Annotated in this window: 23 protein-coding genes; 11 read left to right on the forward strand and 12 right to left on the reverse strand. The window is 70.7% G+C overall.

Going from position 1 to position 21,729, the window contains the following annotated elements:
- The first annotated feature begins 30 nt into the window (after positions 1-30).
- From mutM to proC, 5 genes are all read left to right on the forward strand, one after another.
- Positions 31-927: a bifunctional DNA-formamidopyrimidine glycosylase/DNA-(apurinic or apyrimidinic site) lyase gene (mutM, locus tag JTN19_RS17205; RefSeq protein WP_206935481.1), complete on the forward strand. Its 897-nt coding sequence runs from the start codon at positions 31-33 to the stop codon at positions 925-927.
- Positions 928-938: 11 nt separating this feature from the next.
- A complete protein-coding gene (locus JTN19_RS17210; protein WP_206935173.1) occupies positions 939-1,715 on the forward strand; it encodes an enoyl-CoA hydratase in 777 nt (258 codons plus the stop codon).
- 131 nt (positions 1,716-1,846) lie between these two features.
- Entirely contained in the window at positions 1,847-2,119 is a 273-nt protein-coding gene (rpsT, locus tag JTN19_RS17215; protein WP_184386521.1) for a 30S ribosomal protein S20, read from the forward strand.
- Positions 2,120-2,423: 304 nt separating this feature from the next.
- Positions 2,424-3,851: a chromosomal replication initiator protein DnaA gene (dnaA, locus tag JTN19_RS17220; RefSeq protein WP_206935176.1), complete on the forward strand. Its 1,428-nt coding sequence runs from the start codon at positions 2,424-2,426 to the stop codon at positions 3,849-3,851.
- Positions 3,852-3,853: 2 nt separating this feature from the next.
- Positions 3,854-4,663, forward strand: a complete 810-nt coding sequence (gene proC / locus JTN19_RS17225; protein WP_206935178.1) for a pyrroline-5-carboxylate reductase — start codon at positions 3,854-3,856, stop codon at positions 4,661-4,663.
- 4 nt (positions 4,664-4,667) lie between these two features.
- Here proC and JTN19_RS17230 read toward each other — a convergent pair whose 3' ends face one another.
- Positions 4,668-5,030, reverse strand: a complete 363-nt coding sequence (locus JTN19_RS17230) for a DUF2842 domain-containing protein (RefSeq protein WP_206935180.1) — start codon at positions 5,028-5,030, stop codon at positions 4,668-4,670.
- Between JTN19_RS17230 and JTN19_RS17235 the strand changes: the two genes are divergently transcribed.
- Both JTN19_RS17235 and JTN19_RS17240 read left to right on the forward strand, forming a co-directional pair.
- Positions 5,011-5,535 (forward strand): adenine phosphoribosyltransferase, encoded by a 525-nt coding sequence (locus JTN19_RS17235; RefSeq protein ID WP_206935183.1) that lies wholly within the window; start codon positions 5,011-5,013, stop codon positions 5,533-5,535. The two genes, JTN19_RS17230 and JTN19_RS17235, sit on opposite strands and share 20 nt — an antisense overlap.
- Positions 5,498-7,576 (forward strand): ATP-binding protein, encoded by a 2,079-nt coding sequence (locus JTN19_RS17240; RefSeq protein WP_206935185.1) that lies wholly within the window; start codon positions 5,498-5,500, stop codon positions 7,574-7,576. Before JTN19_RS17235 ends, JTN19_RS17240 begins: the two co-directional genes overlap by 38 nt.
- A 3-nt stretch (positions 7,577-7,579) precedes the next feature.
- Here JTN19_RS17240 and JTN19_RS17245 read toward each other — a convergent pair whose 3' ends face one another.
- The 7 genes from JTN19_RS17245 to JTN19_RS17275 form a co-directional block, all read right to left on the reverse strand.
- Positions 7,580-7,957 (reverse strand): MerR family transcriptional regulator, encoded by a 378-nt coding sequence (locus tag JTN19_RS17245; protein WP_206935187.1) that lies wholly within the window; start codon positions 7,955-7,957, stop codon positions 7,580-7,582.
- Entirely contained in the window at positions 7,954-8,268 is a 315-nt protein-coding gene (locus JTN19_RS17250) for an integration host factor subunit alpha (RefSeq protein ID WP_206935189.1), read from the reverse strand. The genes JTN19_RS17245 and JTN19_RS17250 overlap by 4 nt, the downstream gene beginning before the upstream one ends.
- 118 nt (positions 8,269-8,386) lie before the next feature.
- Positions 8,387-9,340 carry a beta-ketoacyl-ACP synthase III gene (locus tag JTN19_RS17255; RefSeq protein ID WP_206935192.1) on the reverse strand — a complete coding sequence of 318 codons (954 nt, stop codon included), beginning with the start codon at positions 9,338-9,340 and terminating at the stop codon, positions 8,387-8,389.
- A 9-nt stretch (positions 9,341-9,349) separates the two neighbouring features.
- Positions 9,350-10,363 carry a phosphate acyltransferase PlsX gene (gene plsX, locus JTN19_RS17260; protein ID WP_206935484.1) on the reverse strand — a complete coding sequence of 338 codons (1,014 nt, stop codon included), beginning with the start codon at positions 10,361-10,363 and terminating at the stop codon, positions 9,350-9,352.
- Between the two features lie 86 nt (positions 10,364-10,449).
- Positions 10,450-10,653: a 50S ribosomal protein L32 gene (rpmF, locus tag JTN19_RS17265; RefSeq protein WP_184386511.1), complete on the reverse strand. Its 204-nt coding sequence runs from the start codon at positions 10,651-10,653 to the stop codon at positions 10,450-10,452.
- Between the two features lie 122 nt (positions 10,654-10,775).
- A complete protein-coding gene (locus tag JTN19_RS17270; RefSeq protein WP_206935195.1) occupies positions 10,776-11,270 on the reverse strand; it encodes a YceD family protein in 495 nt (164 codons plus the stop codon).
- Complete coding sequence (locus tag JTN19_RS17275) at positions 11,267-11,797, reverse strand: ubiquinol-cytochrome C chaperone family protein (protein ID WP_206935198.1); 531 nt, start codon at positions 11,795-11,797, stop codon at positions 11,267-11,269. The genes JTN19_RS17270 and JTN19_RS17275 overlap by 4 nt, the downstream gene beginning before the upstream one ends.
- Positions 11,798-12,007: 210 nt before the next feature.
- On the opposite strand from JTN19_RS17275, the gene JTN19_RS17280 reads away from it, so the two are divergent.
- The 4 genes from JTN19_RS17280 to argF all read left to right on the forward strand — a co-directional run bounded on the left by JTN19_RS17280 (position 12,008) and on the right by argF (position 15,857).
- Complete coding sequence (locus tag JTN19_RS17280) at positions 12,008-12,988, forward strand: Bug family tripartite tricarboxylate transporter substrate binding protein (protein WP_206935199.1); 981 nt, start codon at positions 12,008-12,010, stop codon at positions 12,986-12,988.
- A 59-nt stretch (positions 12,989-13,047) separates the two neighbouring features.
- Positions 13,048-13,596, forward strand: coding sequence for an outer membrane protein assembly factor BamE (locus JTN19_RS17285; protein ID WP_206935200.1), 549 nt, complete (start codon positions 13,048-13,050; stop codon positions 13,594-13,596).
- 117 nt (positions 13,597-13,713) lie between these two features.
- Complete coding sequence (locus tag JTN19_RS17290) at positions 13,714-14,916, forward strand: acetylornithine transaminase (RefSeq protein ID WP_206935201.1); 1,203 nt, start codon at positions 13,714-13,716, stop codon at positions 14,914-14,916.
- A complete protein-coding gene (gene argF / locus JTN19_RS17295) occupies positions 14,913-15,857 on the forward strand; it encodes an ornithine carbamoyltransferase (protein WP_340643360.1) in 945 nt (314 codons plus the stop codon). Before JTN19_RS17290 ends, argF begins: the two co-directional genes overlap by 4 nt.
- A gap of 278 nt (positions 15,858-16,135) precedes the next feature.
- Here argF and JTN19_RS17300 read toward each other — a convergent pair whose 3' ends face one another.
- The 4 genes from JTN19_RS17300 to aspS form a co-directional block, all read right to left on the reverse strand.
- Entirely contained in the window at positions 16,136-17,488 is a 1,353-nt protein-coding gene (locus tag JTN19_RS17300) for an amidase (protein WP_206935202.1), read from the reverse strand.
- Positions 17,489-17,529: 41 nt separating this feature from the next.
- Positions 17,530-18,864, reverse strand: a complete 1,335-nt coding sequence (locus JTN19_RS17305; protein WP_206935203.1) for an LLM class flavin-dependent oxidoreductase — start codon at positions 18,862-18,864, stop codon at positions 17,530-17,532.
- 129 nt (positions 18,865-18,993) lie between these two features.
- Positions 18,994-19,836, reverse strand: a complete 843-nt coding sequence (locus JTN19_RS17310) for an EipB family protein (RefSeq protein ID WP_223880927.1) — start codon at positions 19,834-19,836, stop codon at positions 18,994-18,996.
- Positions 19,837-19,844: 8 nt separating this feature from the next.
- Entirely contained in the window at positions 19,845-21,644 is a 1,800-nt protein-coding gene (gene aspS / locus JTN19_RS17315) for an aspartate--tRNA ligase (RefSeq protein ID WP_206935204.1), read from the reverse strand.
- Positions 21,645-21,729: the final 85 nt, after the last annotated feature.

Here is a 21,729-nt window from a genome sequence, read left to right on the forward strand (position 1 = left end):
TGAGGGGAGGCCGCACGAAGGAGGCCCGCCATTCCCGAATTGCCCGAAGTCGAGACCGTCATGCGCGGACTTGCCGCCGTTCTGGAGGGCCAGGTGATCCGCATGGCGGAGCTGCGCCGGCCCGACCTGCGCTGGCCCCTGCCCGCGCACCTGGCCGCCACGCTGGCGGGCGCGCGGGTGGAGGGGTTCCGCCGGCGCGGCAAATACATGCTGATGCGGCTGGAAGGGCGCGAGAGCGTGCTGATCCATCTCGGCATGTCGGGCCGGATGGTGGCGCGGCACCGGGACGCGCCCTTCGTGCCGCGCCAGGGGCCGCAGGGTGCCGCGTCGGACGCGCGCGGCCACAACGCGCCGCCCGAAGCCCATGAGCACCTGGTGATGGAGACCGAGGGCGGCTGGCGCGTGGGCTTCGTGGACCCGCGCCGCTTCGGCAGCCTGGACCTGGTGCCGCGCGAGGCGGAGGACAGCCACAAGCTACTGGCCGGCCTGGGGACGGAGCCGCTGGAGGCGGGCTTCACCATCGCCGCGCTGGAGAAGGCGCTGGAAGGCCGCTTCACCCCCATCAAGGCCGCGCTGCTGGACCAGAAGACGGTGGCCGGCCTCGGCAACATCTATGTGTGCGAGGCGCTGTTCCGCGCCGGCATCTCGCCCCGTCGGCTTTCGGCCACCATCCCCGGGCAGCGCGCCGCGCGGCTGCATGGCGCGATCCAGGCCGTGCTGCGCGAGGCCATCGCCGCCGGCGGTTCCAGCCTGCGCGACTATGTCCGCGCGGATGGCGAGGTGGGCCGCTTCCAGGATCGGTTCGACGTCTATGACCGCGAGGGCCAGCCCTGCCGGGACTGTCCGGGCGCGCCCCGCTGCCCGGGGATCACGCGGCTTGTGCAGTCCGGCCGATCCACCTTCTACTGCCCCAAACACCAGCGTTGAGGACCGCCCACATGGCGTATGACATGATCCTGACCGAGACGGAGGGCGCCACCGCCCTCATCCGCCTCAACCGCCCCAAGGCGCTGAACGCGCTGTGCGACCAGCTGATGCGCGAGCTGGGCGAGGCGCTGCGCGCCTATGACGCGGACCCCGCCATCGCCGCCATCATCATCACGGGCAGCGAGCGCGCCTTCGCCGCCGGCGCCGACATCAAGGAGATGCAGGCCCGCACCTACCCGCAGGTCTATTTCGAGGACTTCATCACCGCGAACTGGGAGGTGGTGCCCACCATCAAGAAGCCCGTCATCGCGGCGGTGGCGGGCTTCGCGCTGGGCGGCGGCTGCGAGCTGGCGATGATGTGCGACATGATCATCGCGGCCGACACGGCGAAGTTCGGCCAGCCCGAGATCAACCTCGGCATCATCCCCGGCGCGGGCGGCACCCAGCGCCTGACGCGGGCCGTGGGCAAAGCAAAAGCAATGGACCTGGTGCTGACCGCCCGCATGATGGACGCGGAGGAGGCCGAGCGCTGCGGCCTCGTCGCCCGCGTGGTGCCGGCCGACCAGCTGCTGGACGAGGCGCGCAAGGTGGCGGCCAAGATCGCGAGCCTCTCGGCCCCCTCCGTCGCCATCGCCAAGGAAAGCGTGAACCGCGCCTTCGAGACGACGCTGGCCGAGGGCGTGCGCTTCGAGCGCAAGATCTTCTATTCCCTCTTCGCGACCGAGGACCAGAAGGAGGGCATGGCGGCCTTCGCCGAGAAGCGCGCGCCCAGCTTCCGCAACCGCTGAATGCGGTGCGCCGGCCGCTCCCGGGTTGACGCTGCGGGGGGGGCGGCGTAAGACCGTGCCTCGCGCAGCGGCGGCTCCGCCTTCGCTGCTCCCTCCTTTTCACTTGACACAGAGCGATAGCCCGCCCGCCCATGGCCAACAACGCTTCCGCGCGCAAGCGCATCCGTCAGACCGCGAAGCGCACCGAGCGCAACCGTATGCGCCGTTCGCGCGTGCGTACCTTCCTGCGCAAGCTGGAACTGGCCATTGCCACCGCGGACAAGCCCAAGGCGGAGGCCGCGTTCCGCGAGGCCCAGCCTGAGATGCAGCGCGCCGTGACCAAGGGCGTGCTCCATCAGAACACCGTGGCCCGCAAGCTCTCGCGGCTGTCGGCCCGGATCAAGGCGCTCAGCGCCGCGGCCTGAGGCCAGCCCTCAAAATATCCATCTGTTGTGCGGCTGAAGGGGATTTCCCCTTCGGTCCGCATTACTGCGTCCGCATACCTTCATGACAGTGGTGTTTCTTTGCCACATGTGTCGCTCTGTTTCAGAGTCCTGCGAAGTGACGTTCACTTCTTGCGCGGGACTCAGTTACTGTCGCGCGTAAGGTGAAAGGCGGGCGGGGCCGTTTGGCCCCCGGGACCCGGACAGGTGGCAATTGGTTCTCCGGGATTCGCCTCCCGGAAGGTTGAGCGGAAACATCTCCGCGGTGGAGAGGCAGAGGTCGGGAATGAATCACGAAGCCGGCGAACTCCCCCCGAATGCCGGGAAGGCCGCCACGGCCTGGGCCAAGGTTCGCAGCCGTCTCCGCCAGGAGGTGGGCGATGTGGAATACCGGACCTGGCTGCGCCAGCTCACCCTCTCGGGCCTGGAGGGGGATGTCGCGCATATCACCCTTCCCACCCGCTTCCTGCGTGACTGGGTGCGCGACCATTACGGCGACCGCCTGCGCGTGCTGTGCCAGGCCGAGATGGGCGGCGTGCGCCGCGTGGAATTGCGCGTGGCGGCCGAGGCGCCGGAGCTGGTGCAGGAGGCCGTGGCCGCGCCCGCCTCGCCGCCTGGCCTCGCCGAGAGCCTGAGCCCCCCGCCCGCCGCACCCGCCGCCGCCACCGCCGAGGGCGGGAAGAATGACTGGCTGGTGCCGCTCGACCCGCGCTTCACCTTCGACAGCTTCGTCGTCGGCAAGCCCAATGAATTCGCCCATGCCTGCGCCCGCCGTGTCTCCGAACGCCCGGCCCAGGCGGGGTTCAACCCGCTCTTCCTCTATGGCGGGGTGGGGCTGGGCAAGACGCACCTCATGCACTCGATCGCCTGGTCCCTGCGCGAGCGCGAGAGCGAGCTGCAGATCGCCTACATGTCCGCCGAGAAGTTCATGTACCGCTTCATCAATGCGCTGCGGACGCAGAACATCATGGAGTTCAAGACGCAGCTGCGCTCGGTCCATGTGCTGATGGTGGATGACCTGCAGTTCCTGATCGGCAAGGACAACACGCAGGAGGAATTCTTCCACACCTTCAACGCGCTGATCGACGCCGGCAAGCAGATCATCATCTCGGCCGACAAGGCGCCGAATGACCTCTCGGGCATCGAGGACCGGCTGCGCACCCGCCTCTCAGGCGGCATCGTGGCCGATCTGCACGCCACCACCTATGAGCTGCGCCTCTCGATCCTCCAGGCCAAGGCGGCCCATGCGGGGGTGGAGGTGCCGGCGCGGGTGCTGGAATTGCTGGCGCGCAAGATCGCCTCCAATGTCCGGGACCTGGAGGGCGCGCTGAACCGCATCGTGGCCCATGCGCGCCTCTTCGGCCGGCCGATCACGCTGGAAAGCGTGCCCGAGGTGCTCTCGGACATCCTGCGCGCGCATGACAAGCGCCTGTCCATCGACGACATCCAGCGCAAGGTGGCCGAGCACTACAATATCCGCCTGACCGAGATGGCCTCCGCCCGCCGCTCCCGCGCCGTGGCCCGGCCGCGCCAGGTGGCGATGTACCTGGCGAAGCAGCTCACCTCGCGCTCGCTGCCCGAGATCGGCAAGCGCTTCGGCAACCGCGACCATACGACGGTGCTGCACGCGGTGAACAAGATCACGGAACTGATGCAGGAAGATCCGACCTTCGCCGAGGACGTGTCCCTGCTGCGCAAGATGCTGGAGATGTGACCATGGCGCTTCCCCCCCTGCTGCTCCTGGGTTGCGGCAAGATGGGCGGGGCCATGCTGTCCGGCTGGCTCGAACAGGGGCTGCCGCCCGAGACGGTGGTGGTCGAGCCCCATGCGCCGGCCATGGCCGCTTTCGCCGGCCGGGTTCGCCACGTTGCCACCACGGGCGAAATCCCCGCGGGTTTCCAGCCCGCCGCCGTCATCCTGGCCACCAAGCCGCAGGAGGCGCCGGTCGCCATCCCGGCCCTCGCGCCCTTCGCCCGGCCGGAGACGGTGTTCCTCTCCATCATGGCCGGCAAGACGGTGGCGGGGCTCTCCGCCCTGCTGGGCGGGGAAGCGCGGGTGGTGCGCGCCATGCCCAACACGCCCGCCGCCGTGCGCCAGGGCTTCACCGTGGGCTTCGCGGGCGCAGGCGTGGACGCGGGCCAGCGCGATCTCTGCGACCGGTTGCTCTCCGCGATCGGCGAGGCCGCCTGGGTGGAGGATGAGGGCATGATCGACGCCGTCACCGCCGTCTCGGGCGGCGGGCCCGCCTATGTCTTCCTGCTGGCCGAGGTGATGGAGGCCGCCGCCCTCGACCAGGGCCTGCCGCCCGACCTCGCCCGCCGCATGGCGCGCGCCACGGTCGCGGGTTCCGGGGCGCTGCTGGGCGCGAGCGACCAGGATGCCGCGGCCTTGCGCCGCGCCGTCACCAGCCCCAAGGGCACGACGGAACGCGCGCTGGCCGTGCTGATGCGGGAGGGCGCCCTGCCGGACCTGATGCGCGAGGCCATCGCGGCCGCCACCGCGCGCTCGCGCGAACTGGCGGGCTGAGGGGTTACTCCACCCGCCTGCCGCCCGCGCCCCAGATCATCAGCCACTTGGCCGGCCAGACCCAGATAATCCCTACAACAACGTAATAAACGGTCTGAACGGCCCAGTGCGCCAACACCACGTAATCGCCCAACGCGACCACTGCCAAAATATATAAAACAAATCCGACGATGCCGATCAGGATGGCGAGAGACGTGCGTGACATGGTGTTGACCTGATCTCCTGCGGAACCATTGCCATAAAACTGCGGGCGCGCTTGCGGATTACTGGCGGCAAGGCGTAGTCTGCACGAAGGCGCCTTTCTGCGCGGTCCGTCGCGGACCGCCCGCCGAGCACCGAAGAAAGCCGTGACCGAGAGCGAACTCAAGCGCCACATCCGTGGCATCCCGGATTTTCCCAAGCCCGGAATCCTGTTCTACGACATCTCGACCTTGCTCAGGAATGCGCAAGCCTGGAAGGCCGCCATGTCGGCCATGGCCGCGCGCGTCACCCCGCACCGCCCGCAGGTGCTGGCCGGCATCGAAAGCCGCGGCTTCCTGCTGGCCGCCCCGCTGGCGCTCGAACTCGGCCTCGGCTTCATCATGCTCCGTAAGCCGCGCAAGCTGCCGGGCGAGACCATCGGCCTCGACTACGCGCTGGAATACGGCACGGACCGGATCGAGATGCAGGCCGACGCCATCACCCCCGGGCAGCGTGTGGTCCTGCTCGATGACCTGCTGGCCACCGGCGGCACCATGGCGGCGGGCGTGGCGCTGCTGCGCCAGGCCGGCGCCGAGGTGCCCGCGGTGGCCACCATGCTGGAACTGACCTTCCTCGGCGGAAGGAGGCGCCTCGATGTCCCAGTCGAAACCCTCCTCGCCTACGACGAGTAGCGCCCCCGCGCGGCCTCCGGCCCCGCCGGAGATCCGCCGCGATGCGGGCGGCAACGCCTATCTGGACGGCAGTGGCAACGCCATCTCGGCCGCTGGGCTGGATGGCGTGCTGGCGCTGGCCATCGCGGCCGCGCCCACGGGCATCACGCTCGCCGACCCCTCCCTGCATGACTGCCCCATCGTCTTCATGAACCCGGCCTTCGCCCAGATCACGGGCTATCCGGCCGAGGAGGTGCTGGGCCGCAACTGCCGCTTCCTCCAGGGCAAGTCCACCGAGGTCACGGCCGTGCGGGCCTTGCGCCGCGCCATCGCGGACCGCAAGCCCGTCACGGTGGAGTTCACCAACCACCGCCGCGACGGCCGCCGCTTCACCAATGAGCTGCGCCTCTCGCCCGTCTTCGGCGAGGACGGCACGCTGCTGGCCTTCGTCGGCATTCAGCACGACGTCACCGCCCGCAAGCGCGCCGAGAAGGAGGCCGCGAAGGCCCGCCGCGCCGCCGAACGCGCCAGCCAGGAAAAGAGCGATTTCCTGGCTTTCACGAGCCACGAGGTCCGCACGCCCCTGCATGGCGTCATGGGCACGCTCTCTCTGCTGCTCGACACGCCGCTGGACGCCGAGCAGCGCGCCTATGCCGAGACGGCGCGGCGCTGCGGCGCCACCCTGCTGCAGACCGTGAACGAATTGCTGGACATGTCGCGCATCGAGGCCGGCAAGCTCGACATCCATCCCGCCCCATTCAGCCTGGCCGATGTCGTGAAGGATGTGCTGGACCTGCTGGCACCGGCGGCGGCCGAGAAGGGCATCGAGCTGTCGGCCAGCCTCGACCACCTGCTGCCCGCGCAGCTGGTGGGCGACGCCATGCGCATCCGCCAGGTGCTGATGAACCTCGCCGACAACGCGGTGAAGTTCACCCATCGCGGCAGCGTGGAGTTGCGCCTCGCCGCCCTGCCCGAGGGCCATGTGGGCTTCGCCGTGACCGACACCGGCATCGGCATCCCGCCCAAGCTGCGCCAGAAGCTGTTCAGCCGCTTCACCCAGATCGGCGCGGGGGGCGACCAGCCGGGCTCGGGCCTCGGGCTCGCCATCTGCCAGCGCCTCGTCTCGCTGATGGGCGGGCAAATCGCGGTGGACAGCACGCCGGGCCGCGGGAGCACCTTCTTCTTCGACCTGCCCTTGCCGCCCGTGCCGGCCTCGGGCGCGCCGCCCAGCCGCCTCGCCCCCCGGCGCGAGACGGCGCCGCCGCCCAGCCTGGCCCATGGGCGCATCCTGCTGGCCGAGGATGGCAAGGCCAACCAGCTCGTCGCCGTCGCCATCCTCCGCAAGGCCGGCTACACGGTGGAGCTGGCGCGCGACGGGGCCGAGGCCGCCGCCTGCGCCGAGTCCGGCGACTACGACCTGATCCTGATGGATCTGCGCATGCCGCTGATGGATGGCTATGCCGCCACGCGCGCCATTCGCGCCATCCGTGGCCCGCGCGGCCGCGTGCCCATCATCGCCATGACCGCTAGCGTGATGCCCGATGACGCGGAACGCTGCCTGGAGGTCGGCATGGATGGCCACCTGCCCAAGCCGCTGGACCGGCTGGAACTGCTGCGGGCGGTGGAGCGCGTCATCGCAAGCCGCCCCCGCCGGCCCCTCCCGACCGTCGCCGAGCCTGGCCCGCAGCTCCAGCCGCCGCTGCTGGACCGCGAGACGCTGGAGGAATTGCGCGCCGCCGTGGGTCCGGGCCGCCTGCCCCGCCTCATCAGCGTCTTCGCCGCCGAGACCAAGGACCGCGTGCGCCGCATGCACGGCCTGACAGACCCCGCCCGGGTGGAGGATGAGGCGCACAGCCTCAAGGCCTCCGCCGCCACCTTCGGCGCCATCGCCCTGCGGGATGCGGCGCGGGATCTCGAAGAGGCCTGCCGCCGCGCGGACCAGCCCGCCTGGCGCCAGATCCTGGACATCCTGCCAGGCCTCGCGGAGCGCAGCATCGCCGCCTTCCCCGTGGCGCGGGGCGAAGGACGGGGCCGAATCTCGGAAGGCGGCGGCGCGGAGTAGGGGCTACCCCCGCCCCGCCATGGCCCGGAGCCGCGCGGCGATGGCCTCCAGCTCCTCCAGCGCCTCCACCACGCCGGGCGCCTCGGGGGCGGTGGGGGTCTCGGGCTCGCCTTCGGCCAACAGGCGCTGCACGCCCTTGATCGTGTAGCCCTCGGTGTAGAGCAGGCCGGAGATGCGCCGCAGCAGCGCGAGGTCCTCCGGGCGGTAGTAGCGCCGGCCACCACCCCGCTTGAGCGGCTTGAGCTGGGGGAACTTGGTCTCCCAGAAGCGCAGCACATGCTGCGGTACGCTCAACTGTTCCGAGGCCTCGCTGATGGTGCGGAAGGCCTGGGCGGATTTGCGGGGCCGCGAACGGGAATCGGGTTCGGCCACGTCACTCATGTTCGGGCGGCCTCGCGCGGGATGGGCGTGCCGTTGATGCGGGCCTTGAGCACCTGGCTCGGCCGGAAGGTCAGGACGCGGCGGGGCAGGATGGGCACCTCCACCCCGGTCTTGGGGTTGCGGCCGATCCGCTGGCCCTTCTCGCGCAGCAGGAAGGTGCCGAAGCCCGAGATCTTCACCGTCTCGCCCGCTTCCAGCGTGGCGGAGATGCGCTCCAGCACCGCCTCCAGCAGGTCGGCGGATTCATGCCGCGACAGACCCACCTCGGCATAGATGGCTTCCGCCAGCCCGGCCCGCGTCAAGGTTTCCATGGTGCCCCACCCACAAGTGCCTGTCCTTGAAACAAAGCCAGGACTGGGCGGGCGCGTCAATCCGTTTCGTATCAACGCTGCATTGCCAGGCGCGGACGCATTTCAGGCCGGGGGTGGTTCAAAACCGGACCAGCGCCGCGCCCCAGGTCAGCCCGCCGCCAATCGCCTCCAGCAGCACCATGTCGCCGGGGCGGATGCGCCCCTCCTCCACGGCTTCGGCCAGCGCCAGCGGCACCGAGGCGGCGGAGGTGTTGGCGTGCCGGTCCACCGTGACCACCACACGCTCCGGCGGCAGGCCGAGCTTGCGGCCCATCGCCTCGATGATGCGGATATTGGCCTGGTGCGGGACCAGCCAGTCCACCTCGGCCCGCGTCAGGCCATTGGCGGCCAGCGCCTCCTCCACCACGGCGGCGAGCTTGGTCACGGCGTGCTTGAACACCTCGCGCCCCGCCATCCGCAGCGGCCCGCCCGTGCCCTCGACATAGAGGATGTCCGAATGCCGCCCATCCGCGTGCAGGTGGGTGGACAGGACGCCGCGGCCATCCGCGCGGTCCTCGGCGCGGAGAAACACCGCCCCCGCGCCATCGCCGAACAGCACGCAGGTGCCGCGGTCGGTCCAGTCCATGATGCGCGAATAGACCTCGGCGCCGATGACCAGCGCGGTGCGGGCCTGGCCCGCGCGCAGCATCGCGTCGGCGATGGACAGCGCGTAGATGAAGCCCGTGCAGGCGGCCGAGACGTCGAAGGCGAAGCCGCCCTCCATGCCCAGCTCGCGCTGGATATGCGCGGCGGTGGAGGGGAAGGCGTTGTCGGGCGTGGCGGTGGCCACGATCACCATGTCCACCTCGGCGGCGGTGGCGCCGGCCTGGGCCAGGGCCCGGCGGGCGGCCTCGGCGCCGAGGCTGGTGCAGGTCTCACCCGGGCCGGCGATGTGGCGGCGGGTGATGCCGCTGCGCTCGCGAATCCATTCGTCGCTGGTGTCGAGGCCGTGGCGCGCGGCCAGCGCCGCATTGTCCACCACTTGCGCGGGCAGGCAGCCGCCGCACCCCAGGATCACGGAACGAAGGGGCATCTTGGCGTATCAGTCCTGCCGGGCGACGAGGGGGGGTGTCTCGGGGGCGAGGCGCGAGAGGCTCTCGCGGATCTGCTGGGTGAAGCCATGGGTCACCATGTCCATGGCCACATCCACCGCATGGGCGAACCCCGTGGCATCCGTGCCGCCATGGGATTTCACCACGACGCCGTTCAGCCCCAGCAGGATGGCGCCGTTGTAGCGGCGCGGGTCCATCCATTCGCGCAGGCGTTCCAGCGCCGGGCGGGCCAGCAGGTAGCCGAGGCGCGCGGGAATGGAGGAGGTGAAGACCTGCTTCAGCAGCCCCCCCATCAGCTTCAGCGCGCCCTCGCCGGTCTTGAGCGCCACATTGCCGGTGAAGCCGTCCATCACCACCACGTCCACCGTGCCGGCCGCGATGTCATGGCCCTCGATGAAGCCGTGGAAATTCAGGCCGGAGGCGCCGCCGCGCAGCACCTCGGCCGCCTGGCGCACGCGCTCATCGCCCTTCAGCTCCTCGCTGCCGACATTCATCAGGCCGATGGAGGGGGCGGGCAGGCCGAGCACCGCGCGCGCGAAGGCGTCGCCCATGATGGCGAATTCGACCAGGTTGCGCGCGTCGCACTGCACATTGGCGCCGAGGTCGAGCATGACCACGTCGCCGCGCGAGGAAGGTGCTATGGCCGCCAGCGCCGGCCGCCCGATCTCGGGCATGGTCTTCACGACGATCTTGGCCAGCGCCATCAGCGCGCCGGTGTTCCCGGCGGAGACGACGCCCGCGGCCTCACCGGCCGCGACGGCGTCAATGGCCAGCCGCATGGAGGAGTTGCGGCCCTGGCGCAGCGCCTGGGTCGGCTTCATGTCGCCCGGGATGGCATCGGGCGCGTGGCGGATGGCGCAGAGCTTGGCCGCCCCCGGCCGCGTGGCCAGGAGGGGCGTCAGCTTCGCCTCGTCGCCCACCAGCAGGAAGCGGGCCTGCGGATGGCGTTCCGCGGCCAGTTCCAGCCCGTCCAGGACGGATTGCGGGGCATGGTCCCCGCCCATCGCGTCAATGGCGAGGGAGAAACGCCGGAGGCTTCCCTCCGCGGGCGTGGCCACATTCACCGCAGCTGGGTCCCGCGCCGCCGGCCTCAGATGTTGACGACGGACTTGGACCCATCGCCGGCCGCGACGACTTCGCGCCCGTCATAATGGCCGCAGGACGGGCACACATGGTGGGGCCGCTTCACCTCGCCGCAGTTGGAGCACTCCACATGCGCCTCCTTCGCCACGGCGTGGTGGCTGCGCCGCATGCCACGGCGAGAGGGAGACACCTTCTTCTTAGGGACGGCCATCGAGCCAGCCTTTCCAATGCATAAAGGATACCGGGGCGGTGGAAGGCCCAAGCGGGTTCGCCGTTGCGGCTGCAACGGGCGGGAGCCGGGGCGAATAGCACCTGCCGTGCCACGCGCGCAACCTACCCTGGCGGTTTCAGCTTTGCCAGCATCGCGAAGGGGCCATGCGCGCCGTGATCGCCAGGATCATCGGGGCGCTGGGCATTGGGCGCGCGCGGGTAGGGGTCGAGCGCCAGGGAGAGCTGCTGCGCCACCGCCTCGCCCAGATCCACCACGCCGCCGGCGCTCTCGATGTCGTCGGGGTCGTCATCACCGTCGCTGGGTTCCATCCCATCGGGCAGCAGGCGCCAGGCGATATCCTCCGCGATGGTCTGGCGCACGGGCTCCAGGCTGACCACGCATTCCTGCTCCACCTCCGCGGTCAGGCGGCCGGTGACGGAGATGCGGCCTTCCTCGGCCGGGCGGAGGTCCAGCTCGGCGGCCAGGGCATGCACGGCCAGGATGCCCATGCGGCGGGCCAGCGCCGCGCATTGCGCCGCATCGGCCACGAGGCGCAGGCGCTGCCCGCCCGCCGGCACATGGGCCAGCACCAGGGGGTGGGGCAATTCAGGCGTCATGCGAAGCGTGCCTGGCCCGCGGCGAAGCCCTCGAAGCCCTGGCCTTCCAGTGTCTCGGCCATGGCGCGCGCACGGGCGGCCAGCGCGGCCGCCGAACCCTCGGGCGGCGGCTGGCCGGCCCAGACATTGCGCGCGATGGCCGCCTCAAGCCCCGCCATGTCCTCGGCGTCGAGCGCCGTGGCATAGACCTGGGCGCGGCCGTGGAAGCCCTCCCACAGGAACTTCACCCGCTTGCCCACGCCCAGATCGCCCACGCCCATCTCGCGCATGGTCACGTCCATGTCGGAGAACATCGCGTCGAACACCGATTGCGCGAGCTCCTGCGCGGGCTTGTCCGCGAAGCGGCGCAGCCGGCGGATCAGCACGGCCACATGCAGGCTGATCAGCTCGAAGCGGCCGGCGGTCGTGTCGGGCACGCCCAGCGTCGCGTAATATTCGGGCTGGCGGGCCGCGGCGACGGCGGCGCCATACAGCTCGAACCCCATGCGTTCATAGGGGCGGCGGCGGAGCAGGCCGAACAGGGCCATGGGTCGGGGCATCCTCGGATCAGGCGGGCGCGGGCTGCGCCAAGGGTCGTGGCGAGAGATTGTCGCGGGTGGGGCGTGTGGCAATAGCCCGCGCCGGGCGCGCGGCACAGCCCGGCCACAACATTCCCTGGCAGTCACGGGGCGGCTTCTGGTATCGCGGCAAGGGCGGCGCACCAACCAAGAGTGCCCGCGCCCCGGGAGAACGCCATCATGGTCACACGCCGCCACGCGGTGCTTGCCGCGTCCGCTTCCCTCTTCGCCCCCGCCCTCGCCCGCGCCCAGGCGGGCGGCGGCTGGCGCCCCAGCCGGCCCCTCCGCTGCATCGTCCCCTTCGCGGCCGGCGGGCCCACCGACATCCTGGCCCGGCTGCTGGCGGACCCGGTCTCCGCCGCGCTCGGCCAGCCCATGGTGGTGGAGAACCGCACCGGCGCGGGTGGCGCCATCGGCGCCGACATGGTGGCCAAGGCCCCGCCCGACGGCCACACGGTCCTGGTGCATGACAGCGCCCATGCCGTGGCGCCGGCGCTGGTGGCCCGCCTGCCCTTCCACCCCGTGACCGACTTCACCGGAATCGGCGTGCTGGTCTTCGCGCCCCTGGCGCTTTCGGTCCACCCGAGCGTCCCGGCCCGCAACCTGGAGCAGATCGTGGCCCTGCTGAAGGCCAATCCGGGGCGCTACAACCTCGCCACCTCGGGGCTGGGCGGGCCGGTGCACATCGCGGCGGAGATCTTCCGCACCGCGGCCGATGTCTCCTTCGAGATGGTGCACTACCGCGGCGGCGCGCCGGCGGCGGCGGCCGTGGTCTCCGGCGAGGCGCACATGACCATCCTCAGCATCGCGGCCAGCCTCGAGCAGGTGCGCGCCGGCACCATGCGCCCCCTGGTGCTGACGGTGGCAAACCGCAACCGGCTGATGCCCGACGTGCCGACCGCGGCCGAGGCCGGCCTGCCGCGCTTCTTCTTCGAGAACTGGCGCGCGGCCTTTGCCCCGGCGAACACGCCCACCCCCATCCTCGCCTCGCTCAGCCAGGCCTTCCATGCGGGGCTGCGGGTCCACACCGAGCGCCTGCTGGGCTTCGGCGAGGAGCCCCGGCCGGGCTTCTCGGACTCCGCCCGCGTCATGTCCTTCATCCGCGACGAGACCGAGCGCTACTCCTCCATCCTGCGCGCGGCCGGGGTGCAGCCGGCGTGAAGCCCAGCCTGGCCGCCGCGCATTGACCGCGGCGCCCCCCTGTCGGTAGAGGTGACGCCATGGTCCGCCCCCTCCGAATGGTCAACCTCCGCCCGGCGCTCGCCGGCCTCGCCGCCGGGCTGCTGCTGACGGGGTGCTCCTACCTGCCGCCCCTGCCCGAGCGCCCGCGCGACGTCTTCACGACGCCGGCCATCAACCGCGGCCATGCCGTGACGGCGGACCAGCTGCGCCAGGTGACGCCCGGCGTCTCCACCCGCGCCGATGTCCAGGCGGCGCTGGGCAGCCCCAGCCACACCGGCACCTTCGCCGATGGCGAGTGGTACTACATCAGCTCGGTCAGCCAGGTGCGGCCCGCCCGGGCGCTGGCGGTGCGGGACCAGCGCGTGGTCGTGGTCGCCTTCGACGGGGGCGGCACCGTGCGCGAGGTGCGCCAGGTCGAGGAGCGGGAGATGCCGCGGGTGGACTTCGTGACGCGCGAGACCCCCACGCCGGGCACCGAGCGCACCATCATGCAGACCCTCTTCGGCAATATCGGCCGGGTGGGGCCGGGCACCAGCGGCATGACGCCGCAGACCCCGGGCAGCGCGGGCGGCGGCTCCGGCCGCTGAGCATCCACCGCGCGGCAGCCCCAAGGCTTCCGCGCTGGACTTATGGACGATTTGGCGCAAACTGGCCGTTTCCGGAAGCATTTCGCCCCCGGAGCAACGCCAGAGGAGCGCCGTCGCGTGATCCCCGCCCTGATGCCCAACTACAACCGTGCCGACCTCGCCTTCGAGCGGGGTGAAGGCGCCTGGGTGTGGACGACGGATGGCCGACGATTCCTCGATTTCGGCTCCGGCATCGCCACCTCCAGCGTCGGCCACGGCCACCCGCATTTGGTGAAGGCCATCGCCGAGCAGGCGGCCAAGGTGATGCACGTCTCGAACCTGTATCGCGTGCCGCAGGCCGAGCGGCTGGCCGCGCGCCATGTCGCGGCCTCCTTCGCGGACAGCGTGCTGTTCTGCAATTCCGGCGCCGAGGCCAATGAAGGCATGGTCAAGGCGGTGCGGAAGTACCACGCCGAGAACGGCCACCCGGAACGCTACCGCCTGATCTGCTTCGAGGGCGCCTTCCATGGCCGGACGCTCGCCATGATCGCGGCCACCGGCAACGCGAAATACCTGGAAGGCTTCGGCCCGCCGGTGGACGGCTTCGACCACGTGCCCTTCGGCAACATGAACGCGGTGCGCGACGCCATCGGCCCGCAGACGGCGGGCGTGCTGATCGAGCCCATCCAGGGCGAGGGCGGCGTGCGCCCGGCCGACCTGCGCTTCCTCAAGGACCTGCGCGCGGTCTGCGACGAGTTCGGGCTTTTGCTCGCGCTCGACGAGGTGCAGACCGGCATGGGCCGCTCGGGCAAGCTCTGGGCGCATGAATGGGCAGGCATCGAGCCCGACATCATGTCGGCGGCCAAGGGCATCGGCGGCGGCTTCCCGCTGGGCGCCGTGCTGGCCAAGGAGCATGTGGCGAAGCACCTCAAGCCCGGCACGCATGGCCACACCTATGGCGGCAACCCGCTGGCGGCCGCGGCCGGCAACGCCGTGCTGGACGTGGTGCTGGCCCCGGGCTTCCTGGACCAGGTGGACCGCGTGGCGCGCCACCTCTGGCGCGGCTTCGTGGCCCTGGCCCAGAAGCACCCGACGGTGGTCGAGGAGGCGCGCGGCGCCGGCCTGCTGATCGGCCTGAAGCTGCGCCCCGAGGTCAACAACGGCGAGATGCAGTCCGCCTGCGTGGCCGAGGGCCTGCTGACGGTGGCCGCCGGCATGAACGTGCTGCGCGTGGCCCCGCCGCTCATCATCACCGAGGCCGAGGCCGACCAGGCGCTGGAAATGCTCGACCGCGCCTGCCTGCGCCTCACGCCGTCGCAGGCCAAGGCCGCCGCCAAGTGAGTGCGGCGCTCAAGGAAGTGACGGGGGGTGGCGCGCCGCGCCACTTCCTCGAACTGATGGACATTGACCGGGCCAGCCTGCGCCGCATGCTGGACCTAGGCCAACGGGCGAAGCGCGGCGAGATCATGGACAAGCCGCTGGCCGGCAAGCACATCGCCATGATCTTCGAGAAGCCCAGCACGCGCACGCGCGTCAGCTTCGAGGTGGGCATCCGCCAGCTCGGCGGCGAGGTGGTGACACTGTCCAGCAAGGACACCCAGCTCGGCCGCGGCGAAACCCCGGCCGACACGGCCCGCGTGCTGTCGCGCTATGTGGACGCGATCATTCTTCGCACCGACCGCGTCTCCAAGATGCGCGAACTGGCGGAATACGCGACCGTGCCCGTCATCAACGGGCTGACCGACGTCTCGCACCCCTGCCAGCTCATGGCCGATGTCATGACCTTCGAGGAACACCGCGGCCCCATCGCGGGGCAGGTGGTGGCCTGGACGGGCGATGGCAACAACGTGGCGCAGAGCTTCATCCAAGCCGCCGCGCGCTTCGACTTCACCTTGCGCGTGGCCACGCCGCCCGAACTCGCGCCGAAGGCGGACCTCATCGCCTGGGCGCGGGCCGAGGGTGCGCGGGTGGAACTGACCACCTCGCCCCAGGAGGCCGTGGCCGGCGCGCGCTGCGTCGTCACCGACACCTGGGTGTCCATGAGCGATGACAAGACCAGCGCACGCCAGCGCCACAACATGCTGGCGCCCTACCAGCTCAATGGCGCCCTGCTGAAGCACGCGGCGCCGGACGCCATCGTCATGCATTGCCTGCCCGCCCATCGTGGCGAGGAAATCACCGACGAGGTGATGGACGGGCCGCAAAGCGTCGTCTTCGACGAAGCCGAAAACCGCCTGCACGCCCAGAAAGGCGTGCTGCTCTGGGCGCTGGGACTGGCGTAACGCCGAAGGGCGCGGCCGGGGCAGGTCACGCCCTGGGAAGGGCGCTGCCCTTCCCAGACCCATCCCGCCGAGGGCCTTGGCCCTCGGAACCCGTCTCATGGCCATTTGTGGGGAGGGGCATGGCGTGCCCTTCATCACGGATGCGACCTTGATGCCCCTCCCCACAAATGGCCATCACACATGGGGTCAGGGGCCCATGGCCCCTGGCGGGGGTGGTCTGGCGGGGGCGGCAGCCCCTGCCAGCGGCGCACCTCCCCGCCTCGCGCGCCCTCCCGGCGCTACCCCTCCAGCGCCCGTTCCACGGCTTCGGCGATGGCCAGCAGGCGTTGGTCCTGCATGGCCTCGCCCATCAGCATCAGGCCGCCGGGGGCTTCGCCCGGGGTGTGGCAGGGGATGCTGATGGCGCAGCGGTCCAGGATGTTGGCGATGGCCGTGTTGCGCAGCAGCAGCAGGTTGATGCGGTTGTATTCGGCCTCGTCCTCCACCTCGGCCAATGCGGGCGGGGCCAGGGGCACGGTGGGGCAGAGCACGGCGTCGAAGGGGGCGGTGTGGCGGGCGGCCTCGGCGATGATCGCGGCGCGTTCGCGCAGCACGTCGAGGTAATCGGCGGCCGACATGCGCTCGCCACGGCTGATGCGTTTCAGGATGCGCGGGTCATACCGCGTGCCCGCCTGGATGATCAGGTCGCGGTGCCAGTGGAAGGCCTCGCTGGCGGTGAGGCCGCCCTTGGCGTTCATGGCGGGGATGCGGTCGAGTTCGGGCAGCCTCAGGTCGGTCAGCTTCGCGCCGGCGGCTTCCAGGCGCGCCAGGGCGCGGGCATAGGGCCGGGCCACCTCGCCCACCATGTCGTCCTCGACCACATTGGTGAGGATGGCGAGGCGCAGGCCGGACAGGCTCATCTCCGGCAGGGGGGCGGCGTTCTCTTCCCCGGCCAGGAAGGCATCCAGCGTCGCGCAGCAGGCGACCGAGCGCGCCAGCGGCCCCACCGAATCGAGCGAGGGCGAGAGCGGCAGCACGCCCTCCATGGGCACGCGCCGCGCGGTCGGCTTGAAGCCCACCACCCCGCACAGCGCCGCAGGAATGCGGCAGGAGCCGCCCGTGTCGGTGCCCAGGCCGCCAAAGCCCATGCCGTCGGCTGCCGCGACTGCCGCACCGGAGGAGGAACCGCCCGGCAGCCGCCCCGTTTCCCGGTCCCAGGGCGAGAGGGGCGTGCCGTAATGCGGGTTTACGCCGAGGCCGGAGAAGGCGAACTCCGTCATGTTCGTGCGCCCCAGCACGATGAAGCCCTGGCGCAGCAGCCGTTGCACCACGGGGGCGTGGCGCGCGGCGGGGGCCGCACCCTCGCGCGCCACGGAACCCGCCAGGGTGGTGACACCCGCTTCGTCGAAGAGGTCCTTGATGGTGATGGGAATGCCGGCATAGCGGCTGGGGGCGCGGCCGGATTTGCGCAGCGCATCCATGGCGAGCGCGGCATCACGCGCCGCCTTCATGTGCAGGGTGGTGAAGACGCGCGGCCCCTCGCCGGCCTGGGCGCGCACCAGCGCCTCCTCGACCAGGGAGGCGGAGGTCACCTGGCCCGTCTCCAGCCCGATGGCGGCGAGGTCTATGGTCGGGAATTCGTGGCGCGGCATGGGATCCCCCTGGAAGCTGGCGGCAGTATCGGCCCGGCGCGTCAGGCCGGGAAGAAGCGGTTGGCCGGGCGCGGCAGGCCCAGATGGTCGCGCAGGGTGGTGCCCTCATAGGCGGTGCGGAACAGGCCACGGCGGCGCAGTTCCGGGACCACCAGGCGGATGAAGCGTTCCAGGCCGGTGGGCACGACTGGGGCGGCGATCATGAAGCCGTCGCAGCCCTGGCCGCGATACCACTCCTCCATGCGGTCCGCGACCTCTGTCGCGCTGCCCACGAAGAGGTTGCCCGCCATCTGCGGCAGGATGGCGCGGCTGGCTTGGCGGATGCTCATGCCCTCGCCCCGCGCGCGGGCGACGATGGCCTGGGCGATGGCGGTGGGGCCGACCTCGCTGGTGTCGAGGTCGGGGAAGGGCTGGTCCAGCGTGGAAAGCTTGAACTTCAGCCCGGTCATCTTGTTCAGGTAGTCGAGTGCCACCGCATCCGGCACCAGCGCGTCCAGCTCGTCGGAGAGGGCCTGGGCCTCGGCGGCCGTCTCGCCGGCGATGATGGTGACGCCGCTCAGCACCTTCAGGCTATCCGGCGTGCGGCCGTGCTTCGCCAGCCGCCCCTTCAGGTCGGCATAGAGGGCCTGGGCGCGGGGCAGCGTGCCCTCGATGGCGAAGACGCAATCGGCCATGGCGGCAGAGAGCTCCTTGCCCGTCTCCGACTGCCCGGCCGAGAAGACCACCGGCTGCCCCTGCGGCGGCCGCGGCGCGTTCAGCGGGCCCGCCACCTGGAAATGCTTGCCATGGTGGTTCAGGGCATGGACGCGGGCGGGGTCGAGGAAGCGGCCGCTCGCCTTGTCCTGCGGAAAGGCGTCATCCGCCCAGGAATCCCACAGACCCTTCACCACGGCGGCGAATTCGAAGGCGCGTTCATAGCGGTCGTCGCGCGGCACATGCGCGTCGTGGCTGAAGTTCAGCGCGTCGCCTGGGTTGGAGGTGGTGACCAGGTTCCACCCCGCCCGCCCCCCGCTGATGTGGTCGAGCGAGGCGAAGCGGCGCGCCACATGGAAGGGCTCGTCATAGGTGGTGGTGGTGGTGGCGACGAGGCCGATGCGCGAAGTCGCCATGGCGAGCGCGGAAAGCAGCGTGACGGGCTCGAAGATGCCCGGCCGGTCGGAGGGCGAGGTGGCGGCGAAGAGGTCCGGCTTGTCCATGTTCCGCACGCCGTTGCCATCGGCCAGGAACAGCAGGTCGAAGCAACCCCCTTCCGCGATCTGGGCGAGGCGCACGGCATTGGCCAGGTTGGCGGCCGGCCGGTCCCAGGCGTCGGGGTGCCGCCATTCGCCCACATGGCTGCCCTGGGCATTGGCATTGGCGGCAAGGATCATCGGCATGGCGTCTCCCCCGGGCGGTGCCGCGACAGGATTGGCCGTGAGGAAGAGGGTGACAACCCGGACCGGGAGAACATGCCGAGCGGCCGATTCACGCCCCCGGCTGGACACCGGGGGCGATCGGATGCGGGTTCAACAGGGGCTGGGGATGGGCGTCAGTTCCGCCAGCTCGCCGCGCACGCGGAAATCACCGAAATCCATCAGCAGCTCATCGGCCACGCCATTCTCATAATAGCGCAGGCTGACCTCGTAGCTGGGGGTGGAGGCCCCGCCCTGCGCCGCTTGGTCGCGGTCGAAGAAGGCGATGCGCATGCGGGCGCTGCCGAGCGGCGAGAGCAGCGGGAATTGCGCGTGGGCCTGCGGCGCCGTCCAGCCGCCGGCGAAGAGCGTCGTGGTGTCCTGCGCGCCCTCGTCGCTGGTGCCGTCGAAAAGCGGGGAGACCATGATGCGCTGCCCCGAACGCGCCGCCGCCAGGGCGCGGATGGTGTGCTGCATGGGCAGCAGCGTGCCGGGGGGCAGGCGTTCCTCGGCATTGGTGGGTTCGTCATAGCGCGCGACGCCACCCTCGGGCGTCAGCTCCGCCGTGCCGGCCACGCGGGAGGTGACGGCGCCCTCCGTGATCTGGTTGAGCGAGAAGCGCAGCCGCGTGCCGTCCTTCGCCTCCAGCGTGTTGTATTCCGAACTCGTCTCGATGCTGTTGCCGTCGCGGTCCTGGATGATGAGGGTGAAGCGCTGGCGCGCGGCCCAGGCATCGCAGGCGTCCAGGATGTCGAAGAGCATCAGCCCCTGCGCCTCCGCCACCCCCGAACCGTCGCGCGCGCCGTCCAGCGTGAGGCGGTAGGCCGCCCTGTGGGCGAGCATGCGCTCATGCCCCGGCTCGGCGCCTGGAGTCGCGGGAGGGGTGGCCTGCTGCGCGGGCACCGCGGGGGCGAGCAGCAGCAGGGTGAGGCCGGTCAGGAGGGCGCGTCGGATCATACGCCCTTCTAGCCCTTTTGCGGGGCAGGTGCAGCCTTCGCGGGGGGCAGGGATACACGCAGTGACAATTCCTTGAGCCGCGCCTCCTCCACCGTGGAGGGCGAGCCCATCATCAGCTCCTCGCCCTGCTGGTTCATGGGGAAGAGGTTCACCTCGCGCAGGTTGGGCTCCTCGGCCAGCAGCATCACGATGCGGTCAATGCCCGCCGCCATGCCGCCGTGCGGGGGGGCGCCGAAGCGGAAGGCGTTCAGCATGCCGCCGAAGCGTTCCTCCACGGCCTCGGGCGGATAGCCCGCGATGCCGAAGGCCTTCACCATGATCTCGGCCTTGTGGTTGCGGATGGCGCCGGAGGCCATCTCATAGCCATTGCAGACGATATCGTACTGGTAGGCCGGGATGGTCAGCGGGTCCTTGGTGTTCAGCGCCTCCATCTCGCCCTGCGGCATCGAGAAGGGGTTGTGGCTGAAATCCACCTGGCCCGTGTCCTCGTTCAGCTCGTAGAACGGGAAATCGGTGATCCAGCAGAAGCGGAAGCCTTCCTTCGCCGTCAGGCCGAGTTCATTGCCCAGGCGCAGGCGGGTCTGCCCGGCGAATTTGGCGGCATCGGCCTCCTTGCCGGCGGCGAAGAACACCGCATCGCCGGGGTTCAGCCCGCAGGCCTGGCGGATGGCCTCGGCGCGTTCGGCCTCCAGGTTGCGGGCGATCGGCCCCTTTGGCCCCTCGGCATCGAAGGTGATGTAGCCGAGGCCGCCCGCCCCCTGCTCCCGCGCCCACTCGTTCAGCTTGTCGAAGAAGCTGCGCGGATTGGCGCCGGCGCCCGGCGCCGGGATGGCCCGCACCACGCCACCGCCCGCCGCGATCTTGGCGAAGAGCCCGAAGCCCGAGCCCGCGAAATGCTCCGTCACGTCGCGGATCACCAGCGGGTTCCGCAGGTCAGGCTTATCCGAGCCGTAGTCCAGCATGGCCTTGGCATAGGGGATGCGGATCCAGGGGCCGGCATCCACCGGGCGGCCTTCGGCGAATTCCTCGAAGGTGCCGCGGATCACGGGCTCCATCGCGGAGAACACATCCTCCTGCGTGACGAAGCTCATTTCCACGTCGAGCTGGTAGAACATCAGCGTGCGGTCGGCGCGGCCCGCCTCGTCGCGGAAGCAGGGCGCGATCTGGAAGTAGCGGTCGAAGCCCGCCACCATGGTCAGCTGCTTGTATTGCTGCGGCGCCTGGGGCAGGGCGTAGAACTTGCCGGGGTGCAGGCGGGCCGGCACCAGGAAGTCCCGCGCGCCCTCGGGGCTGCTGACGGTCAGGATCGGCGTCTGGAATTCATTGAAGCCGATCTCGATCATGCGGCGGCGGATGCTGTCGATGATCTTGGCGCGCAGGATCATGTTGCGCTGCAGCCGCTCCCGCCGCAAATCGAGGAAGCGGTAGCGCAGGCGCATCTCCTCCGGCGCCTCCTGCTCCTGCGCCACCTGGAAGGGCAGCACATCGGCGGTGGACTGCACCACCAGCTCCTTCACCCTGAGCTCGATGGCGCCGGTGGGCAGCTTGTCATTGATGGTGCCGGGTTCGCGGTTCACCACCTCGCCGGTGACGGTGATCACGCTCTCCACCCGCACCGCGTCGGCGGCGGCGAAAACGGCCGAGCCAGAGGGGATGACGCATTGCGTGATGCCGTAATGGTCGCGCAGATCAATGAAGAGCAGCCCGCCATGGTCGCGCTTGCGGTGCACCCAGCCGGAGAGGCGGGCCGTATGTCCGGCGTGCTCGGCGCGGAGGGCGCCGCAGGTGTGGGTGCGGTAGGCGTGCATGGGAACCCTGGTCTGGCGAACGGAAGAGGCAGGGGCGGCAAAGGGCCTTGCCCCCGGCGGGAAGTCAAGCCACCGGCCGGGGCGC

This window comes from Roseococcus thiosulfatophilus (assembly GCF_017311575.1).
Taxonomy (GTDB): Bacteria; Pseudomonadota; Alphaproteobacteria; order Acetobacterales; family Acetobacteraceae; genus Roseococcus; species Roseococcus thiosulfatophilus.

What these genes read in the sequence shown, in the direction of transcription:
- JTN19_RS17210 (WP_206935173.1), top strand. Translation starts at nt 939, where the DNA reads ATGGCGTATGACATGATCCTGACCGAGACGGAGGGCGCCACCGCCCTC.
- rpsT (WP_184386521.1), top strand. Translation starts at nt 1,847, where the DNA reads ATGGCCAACAACGCTTCCGCGCGCAAGCGCATCCGTCAGACCGCGAAG.
- dnaA (WP_206935176.1), top strand. Translation starts at nt 2,424, where the DNA reads ATGAATCACGAAGCCGGCGAACTCCCCCCGAATGCCGGGAAGGCCGCC.
- proC (WP_206935178.1), top strand. Translation starts at nt 3,854, where the DNA reads ATGGCGCTTCCCCCCCTGCTGCTCCTGGGTTGCGGCAAGATGGGCGGG.
- JTN19_RS17240 (WP_206935185.1), top strand. Translation starts at nt 5,498, where the DNA reads ATGTCCCAGTCGAAACCCTCCTCGCCTACGACGAGTAGCGCCCCCGCG.
- JTN19_RS17245 (WP_206935187.1), bottom strand. Translation starts at nt 7,957, where the DNA reads ATGAGTGACGTGGCCGAACCCGATTCCCGTTCGCGGCCCCGCAAATCC.
- JTN19_RS17250 (WP_206935189.1), bottom strand. Translation starts at nt 8,268, where the DNA reads ATGGAAACCTTGACGCGGGCCGGGCTGGCGGAAGCCATCTATGCCGAG.
- JTN19_RS17255 (WP_206935192.1), bottom strand. Translation starts at nt 9,340, where the DNA reads ATGCCCCTTCGTTCCGTGATCCTGGGGTGCGGCGGCTGCCTGCCCGCG.
- plsX (WP_206935484.1), bottom strand. Translation starts at nt 10,363, where the DNA reads ATGGGCGGGGACCATGCCCCGCAATCCGTCCTGGACGGGCTGGAACTG.
- rpmF (WP_184386511.1), bottom strand. Translation starts at nt 10,653, where the DNA reads ATGGCCGTCCCTAAGAAGAAGGTGTCTCCCTCTCGCCGTGGCATGCGG.
- JTN19_RS17270 (WP_206935195.1), bottom strand. Translation starts at nt 11,270, where the DNA reads ATGACGCCTGAATTGCCCCACCCCCTGGTGCTGGCCCATGTGCCGGCG.
- JTN19_RS17275 (WP_206935198.1), bottom strand. Translation starts at nt 11,797, where the DNA reads ATGGCCCTGTTCGGCCTGCTCCGCCGCCGCCCCTATGAACGCATGGGG.
- JTN19_RS17280 (WP_206935199.1), top strand. Translation starts at nt 12,008, where the DNA reads ATGGTCACACGCCGCCACGCGGTGCTTGCCGCGTCCGCTTCCCTCTTC.
- JTN19_RS17285 (WP_206935200.1), top strand. Translation starts at nt 13,048, where the DNA reads ATGGTCCGCCCCCTCCGAATGGTCAACCTCCGCCCGGCGCTCGCCGGC.
- JTN19_RS17300 (WP_206935202.1), bottom strand. Translation starts at nt 17,488, where the DNA reads ATGCCGCGCCACGAATTCCCGACCATAGACCTCGCCGCCATCGGGCTG.
- JTN19_RS17305 (WP_206935203.1), bottom strand. Translation starts at nt 18,864, where the DNA reads ATGCCGATGATCCTTGCCGCCAATGCCAATGCCCAGGGCAGCCATGTG.
- JTN19_RS17310 (WP_223880927.1), bottom strand. Translation starts at nt 19,836, where the DNA reads ATGATCCGACGCGCCCTCCTGACCGGCCTCACCCTGCTGCTGCTCGCC.
- aspS (WP_206935204.1), bottom strand. Translation starts at nt 21,644, where the DNA reads ATGCACGCCTACCGCACCCACACCTGCGGCGCCCTCCGCGCCGAGCAC.